The following is a 15,873-nucleotide window of genomic DNA, read 5'->3' on the forward strand; positions in this document are numbered from 1 at the left end:
GGATTCAGGGCAAATGGATGCAGGGCAGATGGATGCATCGGATTACTGGTTGGACATGGAACGCGGTGACGTTCCGGACGTGCTGAAGGATTATGCCGTCCGAAGCGAGGCCGTCCGGAACGGCCCGAACGCGGTTCTGGGGCTGCGATACGGCCCGGATCCCCGGGAGCGCCTGGAACTCTTCAAGCCGGACATGCCGGGCAGCGTGCCTTTCGTGGCATTCATTCACGGCGGCTGGTGGAAAGGTGGACGACCGGAAGATCGAGCCTGCCTCGCCCCGCATTTCACGGAACGGGGCATCGCCTTCGTGTCGATCGGTTATCCCCTGGCCCCGGCGGCCTCGCTCAGGGAGATTGTGGACAGCATTTTCAAGGCCATGGCCTGGCTTGGAACGGACGGCATCGCGCAGGGGCTGGACCTGCAGCGCATGGTGATCGCCGGTAACTCGGCCGGCGGGCATTTGGCGGCGATGGCCGCCTCCGCCGACGGTCTGGCCGCCGCCGGACTGGATGTGCATGGGATCCGTGGGCTCTGCGCCTTCAGCGGCCTTTACGATCTGGCGCCGTTGCGCGGCAGCTATGCCGACGAGTGGCTGAATTTGGACGATGCGACCATTGCCGACTGCAGTCCGGTCCGCAAATTACCGCCAGCCTCGGTCCCGGTGTTTCTTGGCATCGGCGACGGCGAACCGGGCGGTTTCCATGCGCAGACCAAAGACTTCGCGTCACTGCTCCGTGAAAGCGGCCGGTCGGCGGAGACCGCAATCGTGCCGGATCGCCATCATTTCAGCGTCATCGCCGATATCGGTGCGCCGGGAAGCGCCCCGTTCAATTTCATCCTCAAACAACTAGGAGACCAAACACCATGAAGATGCAGCGCATTCTCAGCGACAAGGTCAAGGAACCGAAACCCGGCACATGGTCGAACTGCAAGCGCGTCGGCGATCAGTTTTTCGTGTCCGGCATGACCGCCCACGACCTGGCAGGCAATGTCATGGGCGAAAAGGACATGTATTCGCAGACGAAGCGGACCTTTGAGAAGATTCAAGGCATGGTGGAGGCCGCCGGCGGCAAGATGAACGATATCGCCAAGCTGACGATCTTCGTCACCGATATCACGGAACGCGAGGAAGTCTGGAAAGCGAGGGCTGAGTTCTTCACCGGCGACTTTCCTTGCTGCTCCCTGATCGGGATCAAGGAATTGGCGACTCCGGAGCTGAAGGTCGAGATCGAGGCCGTAGGGTTTATAGGCGCCGGCGCCGATTAGTGTTGGGTCCGTGACCTGCAACCTCAAACATCTTGCCCATTTCGGTAGAGTCCGTCCCAGCCCATCGGGGCGCTTGCATGCCATGTCTTGTTTCGCTTCACAGACTGCACGCCATCAGAATGTATGGGACGGGCTTGCCGACGGGGTCTAACGCCGTCCGTCAAGTCTGTTCCCCCTCAAACAGCCTTGTCACGATGTTCTGGAATGCTGTTGCGAATTCCTGGACGGGGGGCGGGAGAACTCGGTCGGGCCGTTTTACCAGGGCCAGGCCGTGCCTGGAGGTCTGAAGGATTTTCCGGGCGACCAACCCCTCGGTCAGGCCGGTGGTTCTGGTTGCCAGTTGTTCGACGATCGCCGGTTTGGACAAGGCCCGGGATACCGCAACAAGCGTCGGTGTCGAGTTGGAGGTAACCGCCGCGTTCGCCACGATGTGATCGATCACGCTCGGGGAATACCGCATGACCTCAAGCAGTTGGCGGTCATAGGACACGAACGAACCCGCATCCAATGCCATGATGTCGACCGGGCCCTCGGACCCTGCCATCGGATGGCCTTCCGGGATCAGACAAACCCCGTCAAATTCGATCTTGAAGACGATCTCGACATCCTGAAGCGTCACCGTCGCACCGACCACAGCTATATGGATGTCGTTCAGAAGCACAGCATTGATCATCGCCGGCGCCGTTCCGACCGAAATATGTATGCGCCGGTTTGATGAGACGTCCCGCAGGCCGGTCAGTGCCCTCGGCACCAGCGATTGGGCCACTGACGGGATGGAGCCGATGGCAATCTCCCCGTCGCGGCTCTCGGCAATACCCCGCGCGGTGTCCCTCAGACGCTCCATGCCTAGGTAGGATTTCTCAACGGCCTCGTGAAAGAGCCGCCCCTCGATCGTCGGGACCATGCCGCGCCGCCCCCGGGTGAACAGGGCGAAGCCGATCGACGCTTCCAGGTCGGCGATCAGGCGGCTCAAGCTCGGTTGGGAGGTATGAAGAAGGGCCGCGCCGCCCGACACCGACCCGGCCCGGAAAACCGCGCGGAAAGCCTCCAACTGTCGCATGTTCATGGGCGTCCCCTAATCCTTATGATCCCCGACAGCACGCTTGGAACGCCCCTGAGCGCAGATTTCCAGCTATATCAAAACTGAAATCTAACCGAATAAACGGTATTTTACAGCATATCTGATCCTTGGCAGCATTCTCATCGAGGCAACCGGCTTCGCATCATTCCGGAGGACGACCGACGATGATCCGCACACCGAGACTGGATTTTAGCCATTTCGAAACGCGCCCGCTGACGCTGCATATCGGCGCGGAACTGGAGGGGCTTGATCTGTCCGCCCCCTTGTCGCCCGGCGCCTTGGACGAGCTGCAACAGGCGCTGGTCGGGTGGAAAGTCATCTTCATCCGGGGTCAATTCCTGGATCATGCCGCCCATACGGCGCTCGCACGGCAATTGGGGCGGCCCACCATCGGCCATACGGTTTTCGGTCACGACGAAACCTTCCCGGAAATCTATTCGGTCGGGAAGCATCGCACCGCGAACAGCATCCGCCCGAACAAGATCCTGAGGGCGTGGACCGATTGGCACACGGACATCACGGCCGCGGTCAATCCGCCTTCGGTATCCATTCTCCGCGGTGTCGAGATTCCGCCCTATGGCGGCGATACGTTCTGGACCAATCTCGCCGCCGCCTATCTCGGCCTATCCGAACCGCTTCGAAAATTCCTGGAGACCCTCGACGGGCTGCATCGCTTCGAGCTTCCGTCCGAGAAAGCCAACGCATCCCAATATCTTTCCAAGATCGAGAGCCGGTTCATGGAAAGCAGCCACCCGCTGGTCACGGTGCATCCGGTCACCGGGGAACGGGTCCTCTTTGTCAGCCCCGATTTTCTCTATCGGATAGACGGACTCGGTCCCCGAGAAAGCCAGGCCCTGCTTCAGTTTCTCTGGGAACACTCCGTGCGCCCGGAATATTCGGTCCGATACAAATGGCAACCGGGCGACGTGGCCATCTGGGACAATCGCGCGACCGCCCATCTCGCCCCATCGGACATTTTCGACACTGATTTTGACCGCCAATTGTATCGCGTGACGCTGGTCGGCGAGAAGCTGGTCGGCGTGGACGGCCGGCAATCGCGCGCAATCAGCGGCGCCCCGATCCTCTCGGCCGAAGAAGAACTCGCCTTGCGGGCCGGATAGACGACCGACACCCGGCGGTCCCGCCACAAAACCCTATTCCCTGCGGCATGGGGTGCCATTGCGTGTCTTACCGGGGTTGGGTAAATAGCTACTCAGCGGTGATTGGCACCGATTTCAGAACCCATCCGGCGAGATTCATCATGACACTTTATTCCGATTATCTGACAGAAATCGAAGATCGTAAGAAACAGGGCCTGCACCCGAAGCCGATCGAAGACGGGGCGCTTGTCGAGGCGCTGATCGCGCAGATCAAGGATGTGGGGCATGAGCACCGCGCGGATTCACTGAATTTCTTCATTTACAACACGCTTCCGGGGACCACGAGCGCGGCGGGCGTCAAGGCGGCCTTCCTGAAAGAGATCATTCTGGGCCAGGCTTCGGTCGACGAGATCACCCCGGAATTCGCCTTCGAACTTCTGTCCCATATGAAGGGCGGGCCGTCGATCGAGGTGCTGCTGGACCTGGCCCTGGGCGACGATGACAATGTCGCCAAGCCGGCGGCCGAGGTCCTGAAGACCCAGGTTTTCCTCTACGACGCGGACCAGGATCGTCTGGCGGCGGCGTACAAGGCCGGAAACGCACACGCCGAAGACATTCTGAAAAGCTACGCCGACGCCGAATTCTTCACCAAGCTTCCCGATATCGAGGAGGAGATCAAAGTCGTCACCTATGTCGCCGCGGAAGGCGACATTTCCACCGACCTGATGTCGCCTGGGGCCGAAGCGCATTCCCGCGCCGACCGCGAACTGCACGGCAAGTGCTTCATCTCCGAGGCCGCGCAAAAGGAAATCGAGGCGCTGAAGATCCAGCATCCCGGCAAGCGCATCATGCTGATCGCCGAAAAGGGGACCATGGGGGTCGGCTCGTCCCGCATGTCCGGCGTCAACAACTGCGCTCTGTGGACCGGCCGCCAGGCCAGCCCCTATGTGCCCTTCGTCAACATTGCACCGATCGTGGCGGGCACCAACGGTATTTCGCCGATCTTCCTGACCACCGTCGGCGTGACCGGCGGCATCGGGATCAACCTGAAGAACTGGGTCAAGAAGGTCGACGAGAACGGCAAGGTTATCGTCAACAATGACGGCAACCCGGTGCTGGTGGAGAAGTATTCCGTCGCGACGGGCACGACCCTGACCATCAATACCAAGGCGAAGAAGCTCTATAACGAGGACGGTTCCGAGGAACTGGCCGATGTCGCCGCCGCCTTCTCGCCGCAGTTGGTCGAGTTCATGAAGGCTGGCGGGTCCTACGCCGTCGATTTCGGCAAGAAGGTTCAGATCTTTGCCGCCGAAACGCTGGGCGTCGAACCGAAACCGGTCTTTGCGCCGTCCAAGGTGGTGTCCCATGAGGGCCGCGGCCTGACCGCCGTCGAGAAGATTTTCAACCGGAATGCCGTCGGCGTGCCGGAAGGCAAGGTTCTGTATGCCGGATCGGACGCCCGGGTGACGGTCAACATCGTCGGGTCGCAGGACACGACGGGCCCGATGACGGTCCAGGAACTGGAAGCCATGGCCGCGACCGTGATCTCGCCGGTTCTGGACGGCGCGTATCAGTCCGGCTGTCACACCGCCTCGGTCTGGGACAAGAAGGCGCAGGCGAATACGCCGAAGCTGATGGCCTTCATGAACAAGTTCGGGCTGGTCACCGGGCGCGACCCGAAGGGCGTCTATCCCGCGATGACCGACGTCATCCACAAGGTCCTGAACGACATCACGATCGACGACCGGGCGATCATCATCGGCGGGGATTCGCATACGCGGATGTCCAAGGGCGTCGCGTTCGGGGCGGATTCGGGGACCGTGGCCCTGGCGCTGGCGACCGGCCAGGCCAGTATGACCGTGCCGGATTCGGTCAAAGTCACTTTCAAGGGCAAGATGGCCGAGCATATGGACTTCCGGGACGTGGTGCACGCGACCCAGGCCCAGATGCTGGCCCAATCGGGCGGCGAAAACGTCTTCCAAGGCCGTGTCATCGAGGTGCATATCGGCACGCTTCTCGCCGACCAGGCCTTTACCTTCACGGACTGGACGGCGGAGATGAAAGCCAAGGCGTCCATCTGTATCTCCAATGACGAAACCCTGATCGAATCCCTGGAAATCGCGAAGTCGCGCATTCAGGTCATGATCGACAAGGGCATGGAGAACGAGGCCGGGATGCTGCGCGGCCTGATCGACAAGGCGGACAAGCGCATCGCGCAGATCAAATCCGGCGAGCAACCCGCGCTGAAGCCGGACGACAATGCGCATTACTTCGCCGAAATCGTGGTCGATCTCGACCAGATCAACGAGCCGATGATCGCGGACCCGGATGTGAACAACATCGATATCGCGAAGCGCTACACCCACGACACCATCCGCCCGATCTCGTATTACGGCGCCGAAAAGAAGGTGGACCTGGGATTCGTCGGGTCCTGTATGGTGCACAAGGGCGACATGAGCATCATCGCGCAGATGTTCCTCAACATCGAAAAGGCCCAGGGCAAGGTCGAGTTCAAGGCGCCGCTGGTCGTCGCCCCGCCGACCTACAACATCGTCGACGAGCTGAAGGCCGAAGGCGACTGGGACATCCTGAAGAAGTATGCCGGGTTCGAATTCGACGATACCGCGCCCAAGACGAAGGCGCGGACGGAATATGAGAACATCCTCTATCTGGAACGTCCCGGCTGCAATCTGTGCATGGGGAACCAGGAGAAGGCCGCCAAGGGCGATACGGTCATGGCAACGTCGACCCGCCTGTTCCAGGGCCGCGTCGTGGCCGATTCCGACGAGAAGAAGGGCGAGTCGCTGCTGGCCTCGACCCCCGTCGTCGTGCTGTCGACCATTCTTGGCCGGACGCCGAGCATCGACGAATACAAATCGGCGGTCGCCGGGATCAACCTGACCAAGTTCGCCCCGCCGCGTGCTTGATCCTCAAGGATCTGATTTCCTTGGAATGCGCGTAATCCAGCGCTGCCTATTGCGGGCAGCGCTGGTCGCCTTTTGCCCCTTCGTCGATTCCGGATACGATGTCACGCGCGCGCGTCTTTGCGCAGCTTGAGCCCGGGGGATATGGCGGAGTACAAGATATTCAAACTCGCAACCGGGCATCTCCCGGTGGACGGGTTCTTCAAGCACCAGCGCGGGCAAGTTCTTTTCTGGCCGACCGCCAAGGGCCCCGCGGTCATTCTGACCGTTCCCGAGGCATCACGATCGGCCGAAGCCTTCCAAGCCTTGCAGGAGGGCGTTTTCAGATGGTCCCTCCGGTGTGCGGCCGTCCTCACGCTACTCTACGCCGTTTCGGTCGCAATTGTGTTCTATTCCCAACCCGACCTGACCGAGCCCGAGGCCGAATACTCTTCCGGCATTACCGTACTGGCCTTTATGGCGCCCTGCGTCAGTTCGGTGTTCCTGATCGGCCATCTGATCGGCGCGACGCGGTTGAGGCGCATGAAGTTGCGAGAGGCCAATCGGCTACATTCCGCCGGCGCGGAACTGCTGCACTCGGAACGGCCGACACCCCTGCTGCTGCGCCCATCCGAAACGCAACGGATCATGCCTCCCGGGTTCAACCGACCGGCAAAGATGGTTCTGGGCATCGTCTTCTGGATCATGGGCATATTTTGGACTTTCCCATTTCATGCAACGCCCAACCTGGTTCCGGCGATCCTGCTGCTGGCCGCGGCGATCCCGCAATGTGTCATGGGCATGATGCTGTTCGTCCCGGAAACCCGCCCGGTCGCAACCCGAAAGCGGCTGGCGGTGACGGCCGACGGACCCGTGACGCAGGACTTTCGCCACCTGATCCGATGGTTTCGCCACATAACGTATGGCCGTAGCGGATTGTTGGTGGTTCTGGTCGCCCTGCCGTTCTTCAATGTCCTTGTGAACCTCCCCGCCATTCTATCGAACGCCTTCGATTAGGCCTTATCGGTCCGCCCTCCTCCTCTGGCGAATCTGCGGGCCAGATCGATGAACGCCTTCAGGGCGGCAGGCGGGTTGCGGCGGCCGGGATAGTAGAGGCAGAGATCGGCCAGCGGCGGGGTCCAATCGTCCAGGATGCGTACAAGGGTTCCGGCGGCGATGTCGTCCAGGACGTTGTGTTCCAGGAAAAGACCGATACCGACCCCTTCCAGGACCGCCATGCGGGCCAGGCTGGTCTCGTCCAAGGTGATCGGCCCGGAAACGTCGACCTGAACCGTCTCCCCCTGTTTCTCGAAATACCATCGGAACAGGGCGCCGTTCGGCAGACGAATACGGATGCACCGATGATTGAGAAGATCCGTCGGTGTGGCCGGCCGGCCGTGGTGTTCAAGATAGGTGGGGGACGCGACCACGGCGTAGCGTTGCATTCGGCCCAGCGGCACCGCGATCATATCCGCAGGGACAAGGTCCAGGCGCCGCACGCCCAGATCGAAGCCCTCCGCGACGATATCGACCAGACGTCCCTCCGTCACAAGATCCACATGCACTGCGGGATTGCGGTGCAGATAGTCCAGAATCAGCGGCCTCAGAATTTCCCGAGCCCCAGACGCAAAGGCATTGATTCGCAAAGTTCCCGTCGGCGTCGCTTGCTGGGACCGGGCCGTGTCCATCGCACCGTGAATATCCAGCAGGGCCGGGCCGACCCGCGCGACAAAGGCCCGTCCGGCATCGGTCAGAGACACGCTGCGGGTGGTCCGGTTGAACAACCGCACCCCCAGACTGCTCTCCAACTTCGCCACGGCATTGCTCAATGCCGTCGCGGACATGCCCAACGTTTGGGCGGCGCCCCGAAACGTGCCGTCCCGGGCGATCGTCAGGATGGCATCGAGGTCGTTCAGCGAAGGGCGATACATGGTCCTCATTATCCCGTTATTCGTAATTACTCATACCGAATTATCCTTCTTATCGGAACACAGGTCCATGCCCAGATTGCTGGAACCGTGATCGCAAAGAAGGAAACCGTCGTGACTCTACCGGAACCCGTGCAATCCTATTTCGCTGCGGATGCCGTCATAGACGGTGCCGTTCCGCTCTGCGCATTCTCCCGGGACGCCGTTGTCCTGGACGAGGGCGGGACGCATGTCGGCGACGCTGCCATCACATCCTGGTGGCGCGCGGCCAAGGCGCGGTATCAAAACACATCCGTCCCGCACAGTGTCCGGCGGGACCAAGACCGCATCATTGTTCGGGCCACGGTTACCGGCCGTTTTCCGGGCAGTCCGACACTCCTGTCCTTCGCCTTTCGTCTTTCCGACGGACGGATCGCCGAGTTGGAGATCGGCGCATGAGCGGTTTTCTCGATTTCGACGGCAAGCGGGTTCTGATCACCTCCGGCACCCGTGGGACGGGGGCGGCATGCGTGGCCCTCTTCCGCGAGTTCGGCGCGCGGGTCCTGACCGCGGCGCGGTCCCAACCCACCGCAATGGCGGATGATCTGTTTGTCGCGGCCGACCTGACGACGCCCGAAGGCTGTGACCGCCTCGTTTCAGCCGCCCGGGACCGTCTGGGAGAGATCGATATCCTCATACATATGCTCGGCGGGTCTTCAGCGCCGGCCGGCGGCTTCAAGGCGCTTGGCGACGCGGAATGGCTGCGGGAAATCGACCTGAATCTCATGCCGGCCGTACGGCTGGACCGCGCGCTTGTCCCGGCCATGGTGGAACGCGGTTCCGGCGTCGTCATTCATGTGACGTCGATCCAGAGTTCCCTGCCCTTGCCGGAATCGACCACCGCCTATGCGGCGGCAAAGGCGGCTCTCTCGACCTACAGCAAGAGTCTGTCGAAGGAAGTGTCGCCGAAGGGCGTTCGCGTTGCGCGGATATCGCCCGGCTGGATCGATACCGAAGCGGCGCGGCACTTGACCGAACGGATCGCGCAAGATGCCGGTGTCGACCTGGAATCCGGCCGCGCCATCATCATGCGGTCGCTGGGCGGCATCCCGATCGGACGCCCGTCGACCCCCGAAGAAGTGGCGAACCTAGTCGCGTTCGTCGCCTCCGATCGTGCCGCGACAATCACCGGGACGGAATTCGTCATCGACGGCGGCACGATACCAACCGTTTGAGTCCGGACTTCCGCACCAATCCCCCTGACCGGGGCGGATCGCGAGAAATCCGGCGTTTCAAACCGACCCCCAACCGAAACAGAAGAAGCAGACCATGACCCGAACCCTTCGCACCACCATGTTGGCCGCTGCAACGGCCGCCGCATTATCCGGCCAGGCCCTGGCCGAGCCCGTTGGCCCGATCCCGGACGATCAAGCCGTCAGAAACGTCGTTCTCGTTCACGGCGCTTTCGCGGACGGGTCCGGCTGGCGCGGTGTCTATGACATCCTGACCGCACGCGGCTATCGCGTCTCGATCGTGCAGAATCCGCTGACCCGCTTTGAGGACGATGTGAACGCGACCCGCCGCATTCTGGCGCGGCAGGACGGCCCGAGCATTCTGGTCGGCCATTCCTATGGCGGGTCCGTCATCACCGAGGCCGGCACCGACCCGAATGTGGCGGGCCTCGTCTATGTCTCGGCGCTGGCCCCGGATATCGGCGAGACCACGGGCGATCAGTTTGCGGAAATTCCGGCACCGCCCGAATTTGTTATCGAGCCTGGTCCGGACGGTTTCGGATTCGTCAATATGGCGCTGTTCAAGGCGGGCTTTGCCGGCGACACGACCGATGACGATGCCGCCTTTCTTCGCGACTCCCAAGTGCCGATCAACATGGCGATCTTCGGCACCCCGCTGACGCAGGCGGCGTGGCGCACGAAGCCGAGCTGGGCAATAGTCGCGACCCGGGACCGGGCGATCGACCCGCGTTTGCTGACGCAGCAGGCGGAACGCATCGGCGCGGAAATCGTCGAAGTCGAGGCAAGCCATGTCCCGTTTCTGACCCAACCAGATGCCGTGGCCAATACCATCGATACCGCGGCGCGCGCCATGTCACAGGCCGCGACGCGCTGACCGGGCAGCATCGGTCAAGAGGTGCGCCTTTTGGGCCGAAGGGCGACGATCCCTGTCTTACTGGCCGAAAGCAAAGGGAGGCGCCGATTGGCGCCTCCCGACTTCGTTATGGCGGGCCGTAACCGCCTATTTCTTCCGCGCCGGCTTTCCGCCGCCTGCCTCCGGGAAGACCCAGAGGCCGAAGAGCATGATGCCGGCGATGGCGTAGACGATATTGGCGAGATCGGGCTGCGGACCTTGCGTTTCCAACCAGCCGACCAGGGCGGCGACCAGGGCGACGATCAGGGACAGGGCGATTTTGTAGGGCAGGGGCATCCTCGCCTCCTCAATTCGCCGGGGCTTCGGCCGGGGCGCCGGCCTTCACGCGCGGCGTGCGGGCGACCTTCCGCATATCGGTCTTCACGTATTTCGTGCTGTAGCCGTTGAAAATATGGCCCAGCAATCCGCGGTTCAGATCCGAAGTCCCGAACAGGCAATCGGCAATCGGGAAGGTCAGGTTCATGTTCCGCTCCATCATGATCGACTGATTATGGTGGGCGGTATGGTGGCGGCGCAGCGTGTTGACGAAGGGCATGTTGCGCACGAAGGCGTTGTCTTCGACATGACAGCAGAAATGCATGAACTCATAGAGCAGATACATGCCCGTCGTCGTCGAAATGAACAGCCAGCCGACATTGCTGCCGAACAGGAAGGACAGAACCACCACGCCCGGGATCGACATCAGGATGAAGACCACCAGCGCGTAGGGCGGGAAGAAAGTGACGCGCCAATCATGGGCGTTGGCGAAGCGCATTTCCTCCTCGGTGAAGAACTGGTGATGCTGCAGCGTATGGCGCTGATAGACGGCGCGCAGGCCCGGCAGGTTGATCGGCCGGTGCATCACGTATTTATGTAGCGCCCATTCGAAGATGTTGCAGGCGATGAAGGTCACCGGAACGACCAGCCATTCCCACCACAGCACGTTCGACATATGGGCGGCGTAGTACCAGAGCGCCAATCCGCCGATCGAATAGATGATCGCGACATGCAGGAAGCCGTTGTACCAGCCGTCGATCCGTGACCGATACACCGAACGATAGTCTTTTTGGCGCGGCGTCATAGGGCTTTCACTGAGTTCCATGGTCTTTCTCCTGCAAGGCGGCCCAGGTCCCGTCCTAGGCTGTCTGTCTGATATATCAGTTATACATTAGACTGTCACAAACATCAAGAGGCATGGGCGGCGGCCGCCATTTCTCTGGCTTTCCGGCGGGCGCCGTTAACCCGCTTCCTTCTGTTGCGAGGCGAAAATCGACCCATAGCCGCCGCTCCAATCGGGCGGCAGCCGGAACCGGCCCGGCTCGTGATGGGCATGGCTGGCCGGGCGGCCCCGCACGACCGCTTGTTCATAAGCCGATTGCAGCGGCTGGAACGTATAGGGCAGGGCGTCCGCGGCGCTGAGCACATAGAGCAGCAACGGCCGCGCACCGTCGGACCGGTTGGGTTTCGAGCCATGCACGGTGCGGTAATTGTGGATCGTCACCGACCCGGCGGCGCCATCGAAGACTTTCGCGCTCGAATCGTCGATCCGGCTGCTGTCGGCGGCAGAGATCTCACCCCGCCAGACGCCGCCGGAATCGTAATGATTGAAGATCTCGCCCTTATGGCTGCCCGGAATGATCTCCAATGGTCCGTGATCCAGGGTGCAGTCTTCCAGATAAACACCCATGGTCAGGACCGCGTGGTTGGTATGGGGGAAGAAGGGGTGGTCCTGGTGCCAGCGCACCTCGGTCCCGCCCTTCGGCGATTTGAAGTTCAGTTTCGCCTGATAGAACTTCACATCCGGCCCCAGCAGATCCATCGCCAGGTCGCCCAGCGGCCCATCGGTCAGAAGTTCCCAGAAGACCGCGTCCTGATCGCAAGGGCTGGATACCCGGCGCAGGCGAGGATTATCCGGACGGTGGCCCGGTTCCAGATCGAAGACCTTGTCCGACTGGGTCAGGCTTTCGCTCTGCCGTTTCAGGCGTGCCACCGCGTTGCGGCAGCGTTGCAGCCATTGCCCGCCGACAACGCCCGGTACGACGATGCCGCCATCGTCGAAATACCGCTGCCTATCGGCCTGCGAAATCAGACGGGTTTCATGGGCACAAATCTCTTCCGGCGTCATGACGAACCTCCTATCTGAAGCCGAGCAATTGATCCGGCAGCCAGAGCGCCGTCTGCGGGAAGGCCATGACGATCCCCAGGGCGATGATCTGGATGACGATGAAGGGAACGACCCCCTTGTACATCTGGACCAGGGTGATGCTGTCCGGCGCCACCCCGCGCAGATAGAAGATGGCGGGCGCCATCGGCGGGGTCAGATAGCTGGTCTGGATCATCACCAGGATCAGCATGCAGAACCAGACCGGCTCGAACCCGCCGGACAGAACGAAGGGCATGAACAACGGCACGAAGATCAGCAGGATCGAAATCCATTCCAGGAAGAACCCGGCGATGAAGACCAGGCCCAGGAAGATGAACAACAATCCCCAGGGTCCGATTTCGACCGCGTTGATCATCGCGCGCATCACGCCCATGCCACCGCTGGCGACGAAGATGCCGGTAAACAGGCTGCCCGCCAGCAGGATGAACATGATCATCGAGGTCACGGTGATCGTCTTGACCAGCGCTTCCCAGAAGGTCTTCAGGTTGAACTTCCCGTAAAAGACGGTCAGCACGAATGCACCCGCCGCGCCCAGCGCCGCGGCTTCCGTCGGGGCCGCCCAGCCCAGCATGATCGAACCAAGCACCGCGAAGATCATGAACAGTGGCGGCAGCAAGGCTTTCCCCGTGATCGCCAGTTTCTCGGCGAGAGGCATGTCGTCTTCCTCGTCGACCACGCGCGGGCCTTCTTCCGGCCGGACCAGACAGAGGCCGATGATATAGACGATATAAAGCCCCGACAGGATCAGGCCGGGCACGATCATGCCGACCATCAGATCGCCGATCGACACATTCGCGATCGGTCCCAGGACGACCACGACCACCGAGGGGGGAATGATGGTGCCCAAGGACCCGCCGGCGCAGATCGTCCCGGAAATCAGGGAATTCGAATAGCGGTGCTTCATCATCGCGGGGATGGCCAGCAGGCCGACGACGGTTTCGGTCGCCCCGATCACACCGGTCGACGCGGCGAAGATGATGCACATGATGACGGTACCGACGGCCAACCCGCCCGGCAGCCGCTTGGTCCACAGATGAACCGCGCTGAAAAGCTGTTCCGCGATCCCGGAACGCTCCAGCATCGATCCCATGAAGACGAACAAGGGGACGGCCGCCAGGACGAAGTTCGAGGCGACGTCCTCGATTTTCTGAGTAAACTGGAACAGGGCGGCATCGCCGAAGGTCAGGATGCCGAAGACAAAGGCCACCGCCAGCAGCGAGAACGCGACCGGGAAGCCCAGGAAAATCATCCCGAACAAGGATGGAAACATCAACAATGCGGTCATTGGCCGGACTCCCCGTTTACCGTGTCCCGGCCGCGCAGGATCGCGACGCATTTCAGGATCTCCGCCACCACCTGGAGCGTCAGCAACAGGAAGCTGGCGGCGATGATGGCGCGCAGGGGCCAGATTTGCGGGTTCCAGGCGGACTGGCCGGTGGTCTCGCCGGACAGAAAGGCCTCGGTCGCGTAATCGGCGAGACGCAGGAAAATCAGGACCAGCGCCGGCAGAACGATCAGGGCATAGAGGACCAGATCGATCAGCGCCTGACGGGGGCGGCTCAACCGCGCGTAGATCAAATCGATACGCACATGTTCCTGGCGCTTCAGGGTAATGGCACCGCCCAGCAGGAAATGCAGCCCCATCAGGATGTAGCCGAGCTCGAAGGCCCAGATCGTGGGGGAGCCGAGCACATAGCGGGCGAAAACTTCGTAACAGGTGGCGAGAACGAGCGGGATGACGATCAACGCGGCCAAGCCGCCGACCCCCTCGCTCAACCATTCAATGGAGGCGATGACGCTGCGCATGAATACCGTCCGGAAATACTCCCCGGCACGCCAAATGGCGGCCGGGGATAGTTCGAGGAAACCGTCCGTTAGGCTTATTCGCCCCGGACTTGTACGGTGCGGTACCGGTTGGCGCCCGACCACAGCTTGGCGAAGGCCTTCTGGTCGTCCAGAACGCGCTTGAACCATTCATTGTCGGCGGCGATGCCGTCGGCCCAGGCGATACCGGCCTCATGCGCGGCGTACTGGACTTCCGGATCCAGTTCGACGACTTCGTTACCCTGCTCCCGGAAGAATTCCAGCGCCTTGGCATCTTCCTGACCGATCGTCAGCCAGGAATTCATGGTGGTCAGGAAAGCGGCCTCCCGGACGATCTGCTGATCGCCTTCAGACAGTTCGGCCCAGGCGTCCTTGTTGATCACCAGTTCGAACGGGGCGGTCGGCTGGTGGATGCCGGGGATGATCACGTATTTGGTCACGCGGTGGAAACCGGGCGCGATGTTTTCCCAAAGCGTGCCCCATTCCGTCGCGTCGATGGCCCCGCGTTCCAGTGCGGTATAGACGTCGCCGCCGGGCATGGTGACCGGTGCGGCGCCCATGCCGCGCGAGATGTCCAGCCAGGCCCCGGCGGTGCGCAGCTTCAGACCCTGCAGGTCTTCCAGCGTTTTGACCGACTTGCGGGAATGCAGAAAGACTTCCGCCGTGCGAATGAACAACGGCATGGATACCAGGTCGAACTTGTCCATGCGCCATTCGGCCTGCAGTTCCGCACCGCCGGCACGATAGAGCCAGTGCAGCATGCGTTCCGTATCGAAGGACCCGGCATAACCGCCGAACAGGACCGCCGTCGGGTCCGCGCCCCAATCATAGCCGGCCCAGGTATGGCCGAATTGCGCGACGCCGTTCTTGACGGTTTCCGAAACCTTCAGGCCCGGGCCCAATGTTCCGGCCGGGAAGACTTCGATGGCGATCCGGCCGTCGCTCAGTTCCTTCACCTTGTCCGCGAAGGCCTGGGCGCCGATATCCATCAGCGGCCCGCCGGCCCAGCCGGTGGCCATTTGGAACGAATGGGTTTTCTTCTCCTCGGCCTGCGCCAAGCCCGGCGACGCGAGCGACACCGTCATCAATGCCGCTGCCGCGGCCGCCTTCAAACTTGAGATTCTCATAGACTTCCTCCCGATCGATTTATGGTTGTCGGTTTTCCCTTGCAGGACGGATCTTCACGCCCGTTCCAGCGCTTGCACCGCGGCTTTCACATCTGCCTCGGTCATTTCCCAGTCGTTGTCGAAATTCGCGACGATCTGTTCCATAAAATCCCGCGACAATCGCAACGCGGTCGCGTCGTCGGTCGCATCCGCCAGAATGGCGAGTGCGAGTTGATGCGGGGACGCGCCCTCGAAACTCCATTCGAAGCCGTTCTTCGACAGGAGCTTCAGATCGGTGCGCGGGTTCAGTTTTTCGCCATCGACGCGCACATCCAAGCCGTCGAAGGCGCGGGTTCCGGTATAGGTCTTCATCTGCG

General features: G+C 61.7%; 17 protein-coding genes. 8 read left to right on the forward strand and 9 right to left on the reverse strand.

The window, feature by feature from the left end; genetic code table 11:
- The first annotated feature begins 13 nt into the window (after positions 1 to 13).
- Together ACO06O_RS18455 and ACO06O_RS18460 are read left to right on the forward strand one after the other, a co-directional pair.
- The gene (locus ACO06O_RS18455) at positions 14 to 868 is read left to right on the forward strand and encodes an alpha/beta hydrolase (protein WP_421883167.1); all 855 of its coding nucleotides are present in this window, start codon (positions 14 to 16) and stop codon (positions 866 to 868) included.
- On the forward strand, positions 865 to 1,266 hold the full coding sequence (locus tag ACO06O_RS18460) for a RidA family protein (protein WP_421883169.1): 402 nt from the start codon (positions 865 to 867) through the stop codon (positions 1,264 to 1,266). Before ACO06O_RS18455 ends, ACO06O_RS18460 begins: the two co-directional genes overlap by 4 nt.
- A gap of 160 nt (positions 1,267 to 1,426) precedes the next feature.
- Here the strand turns inward: ACO06O_RS18460 and ACO06O_RS18465 are convergent, their stop codons facing one another.
- Positions 1,427 to 2,332 carry a LysR family transcriptional regulator gene (locus ACO06O_RS18465; protein ID WP_421883171.1) on the reverse strand — a complete coding sequence of 302 codons (906 nt, stop codon included), beginning with the start codon at positions 2,330 to 2,332 and terminating at the stop codon, positions 1,427 to 1,429.
- A 179-nt stretch (positions 2,333 to 2,511) separates the two neighbouring features.
- Between ACO06O_RS18465 and ACO06O_RS18470 the strand changes: the two genes are divergently transcribed.
- From ACO06O_RS18470 to ACO06O_RS18480, 3 genes are all read left to right on the forward strand, one after another.
- On the forward strand, positions 2,512 to 3,468 hold the full coding sequence (locus ACO06O_RS18470; RefSeq protein WP_421883174.1) for a TauD/TfdA dioxygenase family protein: 957 nt from the start codon (positions 2,512 to 2,514) through the stop codon (positions 3,466 to 3,468).
- 140 nt (positions 3,469 to 3,608) lie between these two features.
- Positions 3,609 to 6,374 carry a bifunctional aconitate hydratase 2/2-methylisocitrate dehydratase gene (locus ACO06O_RS18475; RefSeq protein ID WP_421883177.1) on the forward strand — a complete coding sequence of 922 codons (2,766 nt, stop codon included), beginning with the start codon at positions 3,609 to 3,611 and terminating at the stop codon, positions 6,372 to 6,374.
- Between the two features lie 381 nt (positions 6,375 to 6,755).
- Entirely contained in the window at positions 6,756 to 7,367 is a 612-nt protein-coding gene (locus ACO06O_RS18480) for a hypothetical protein (RefSeq protein ID WP_421883180.1), read from the forward strand.
- On the opposite strand, the gene ACO06O_RS18485 is transcribed toward ACO06O_RS18480, so the two are convergent.
- Positions 7,364 to 8,281 (reverse strand): LysR family transcriptional regulator, encoded by a 918-nt coding sequence (locus ACO06O_RS18485; RefSeq protein WP_421883183.1) that lies wholly within the window; start codon positions 8,279 to 8,281, stop codon positions 7,364 to 7,366. The two genes, ACO06O_RS18480 and ACO06O_RS18485, sit on opposite strands and share 4 nt — an antisense overlap.
- 111 nt (positions 8,282 to 8,392) lie before the next feature.
- On the opposite strand from ACO06O_RS18485, the gene ACO06O_RS18490 reads away from it, so the two are divergent.
- From ACO06O_RS18490 to ACO06O_RS18500, 3 genes are all read left to right on the forward strand, one after another.
- A complete protein-coding gene (locus ACO06O_RS18490) occupies positions 8,393 to 8,716 on the forward strand; it encodes a nuclear transport factor 2 family protein (protein ID WP_421883186.1) in 324 nt (107 codons plus the stop codon).
- Positions 8,713 to 9,492: an SDR family oxidoreductase gene (locus ACO06O_RS18495; RefSeq protein WP_421883190.1), complete on the forward strand. Its 780-nt coding sequence runs from the start codon at positions 8,713 to 8,715 to the stop codon at positions 9,490 to 9,492. Before ACO06O_RS18490 ends, ACO06O_RS18495 begins: the two co-directional genes overlap by 4 nt.
- A gap of 94 nt (positions 9,493 to 9,586) precedes the next feature.
- On the forward strand, positions 9,587 to 10,384 hold the full coding sequence (locus ACO06O_RS18500; protein WP_421883193.1) for an alpha/beta fold hydrolase: 798 nt from the start codon (positions 9,587 to 9,589) through the stop codon (positions 10,382 to 10,384).
- A gap of 126 nt (positions 10,385 to 10,510) precedes the next feature.
- Here the strand turns inward: ACO06O_RS18500 and ACO06O_RS18505 are convergent, their stop codons facing one another.
- The 7 genes from ACO06O_RS18505 to ACO06O_RS18535 form a co-directional block, all read right to left on the reverse strand.
- Positions 10,511 to 10,699 carry a hypothetical protein gene (locus tag ACO06O_RS18505; RefSeq protein ID WP_420419037.1) on the reverse strand — a complete coding sequence of 63 codons (189 nt, stop codon included), beginning with the start codon at positions 10,697 to 10,699 and terminating at the stop codon, positions 10,511 to 10,513.
- Between the two features lie 10 nt (positions 10,700 to 10,709).
- Complete coding sequence (locus ACO06O_RS18510; RefSeq protein ID WP_421883196.1) at positions 10,710 to 11,504, reverse strand: sterol desaturase family protein; 795 nt, start codon at positions 11,502 to 11,504, stop codon at positions 10,710 to 10,712.
- 135 nt (positions 11,505 to 11,639) lie between these two features.
- Complete coding sequence (locus ACO06O_RS18515) at positions 11,640 to 12,527, reverse strand: phytanoyl-CoA dioxygenase family protein (protein ID WP_421883199.1); 888 nt, start codon at positions 12,525 to 12,527, stop codon at positions 11,640 to 11,642.
- Between the two features lie 10 nt (positions 12,528 to 12,537).
- Positions 12,538 to 13,851, reverse strand: coding sequence for a TRAP transporter large permease (locus tag ACO06O_RS18520; protein ID WP_421883201.1), 1,314 nt, complete (start codon positions 13,849 to 13,851; stop codon positions 12,538 to 12,540).
- Complete coding sequence (locus ACO06O_RS18525) at positions 13,848 to 14,372, reverse strand: TRAP transporter small permease subunit (protein WP_421883203.1); 525 nt, start codon at positions 14,370 to 14,372, stop codon at positions 13,848 to 13,850. Before ACO06O_RS18525 ends, ACO06O_RS18520 begins: the two co-directional genes overlap by 4 nt.
- A gap of 74 nt (positions 14,373 to 14,446) precedes the next feature.
- Positions 14,447 to 15,517: a TRAP transporter substrate-binding protein DctP gene (gene dctP / locus ACO06O_RS18530; protein WP_421883206.1), complete on the reverse strand. Its 1,071-nt coding sequence runs from the start codon at positions 15,515 to 15,517 to the stop codon at positions 14,447 to 14,449.
- Between the two features lie 54 nt (positions 15,518 to 15,571).
- On the reverse strand, positions 15,572 to 15,868 hold the full coding sequence (locus tag ACO06O_RS18535; RefSeq protein WP_420419043.1) for a DUF6166 domain-containing protein: 297 nt from the start codon (positions 15,866 to 15,868) through the stop codon (positions 15,572 to 15,574).
- Positions 15,869 to 15,873: the final 5 nt, after the last annotated feature.

Source organism: Pacificispira sp., assembly GCF_965228185.1.
GTDB lineage: Bacteria > Pseudomonadota > Alphaproteobacteria > UBA8366 > Aestuariispiraceae > Pacificispira.

What these genes read in the sequence shown, in the direction of transcription:
- ACO06O_RS18455 (WP_421883167.1), top strand. Translation starts at nt 14, where the DNA reads ATGGATGCAGGGCAGATGGATGCATCGGATTACTGGTTGGACATGGAA.
- ACO06O_RS18460 (WP_421883169.1), top strand. Translation starts at nt 865, where the DNA reads ATGAAGATGCAGCGCATTCTCAGCGACAAGGTCAAGGAACCGAAACCC.
- ACO06O_RS18465 (WP_421883171.1), bottom strand. Translation starts at nt 2,332, where the DNA reads ATGAACATGCGACAGTTGGAGGCTTTCCGCGCGGTTTTCCGGGCCGGG.
- ACO06O_RS18470 (WP_421883174.1), top strand. Translation starts at nt 2,512, where the DNA reads ATGATCCGCACACCGAGACTGGATTTTAGCCATTTCGAAACGCGCCCG.
- ACO06O_RS18475 (WP_421883177.1), top strand. Translation starts at nt 3,609, where the DNA reads ATGACACTTTATTCCGATTATCTGACAGAAATCGAAGATCGTAAGAAA.
- ACO06O_RS18485 (WP_421883183.1), bottom strand. Translation starts at nt 8,281, where the DNA reads ATGTATCGCCCTTCGCTGAACGACCTCGATGCCATCCTGACGATCGCC.
- ACO06O_RS18495 (WP_421883190.1), top strand. Translation starts at nt 8,713, where the DNA reads ATGAGCGGTTTTCTCGATTTCGACGGCAAGCGGGTTCTGATCACCTCC.
- ACO06O_RS18500 (WP_421883193.1), top strand. Translation starts at nt 9,587, where the DNA reads ATGACCCGAACCCTTCGCACCACCATGTTGGCCGCTGCAACGGCCGCC.
- ACO06O_RS18505 (WP_420419037.1), bottom strand. Translation starts at nt 10,699, where the DNA reads ATGCCCCTGCCCTACAAAATCGCCCTGTCCCTGATCGTCGCCCTGGTC.
- ACO06O_RS18510 (WP_421883196.1), bottom strand. Translation starts at nt 11,504, where the DNA reads ATGGAACTCAGTGAAAGCCCTATGACGCCGCGCCAAAAAGACTATCGT.
- ACO06O_RS18515 (WP_421883199.1), bottom strand. Translation starts at nt 12,527, where the DNA reads ATGACGCCGGAAGAGATTTGTGCCCATGAAACCCGTCTGATTTCGCAG.
- ACO06O_RS18520 (WP_421883201.1), bottom strand. Translation starts at nt 13,851, where the DNA reads ATGACCGCATTGTTGATGTTTCCATCCTTGTTCGGGATGATTTTCCTG.
- ACO06O_RS18525 (WP_421883203.1), bottom strand. Translation starts at nt 14,372, where the DNA reads ATGCGCAGCGTCATCGCCTCCATTGAATGGTTGAGCGAGGGGGTCGGC.
- dctP (WP_421883206.1), bottom strand. Translation starts at nt 15,517, where the DNA reads ATGAGAATCTCAAGTTTGAAGGCGGCCGCGGCAGCGGCATTGATGACG.
- ACO06O_RS18535 (WP_420419043.1), bottom strand. Translation starts at nt 15,868, where the DNA reads ATGAAGACCTATACCGGAACCCGCGCCTTCGACGGCTTGGATGTGCGC.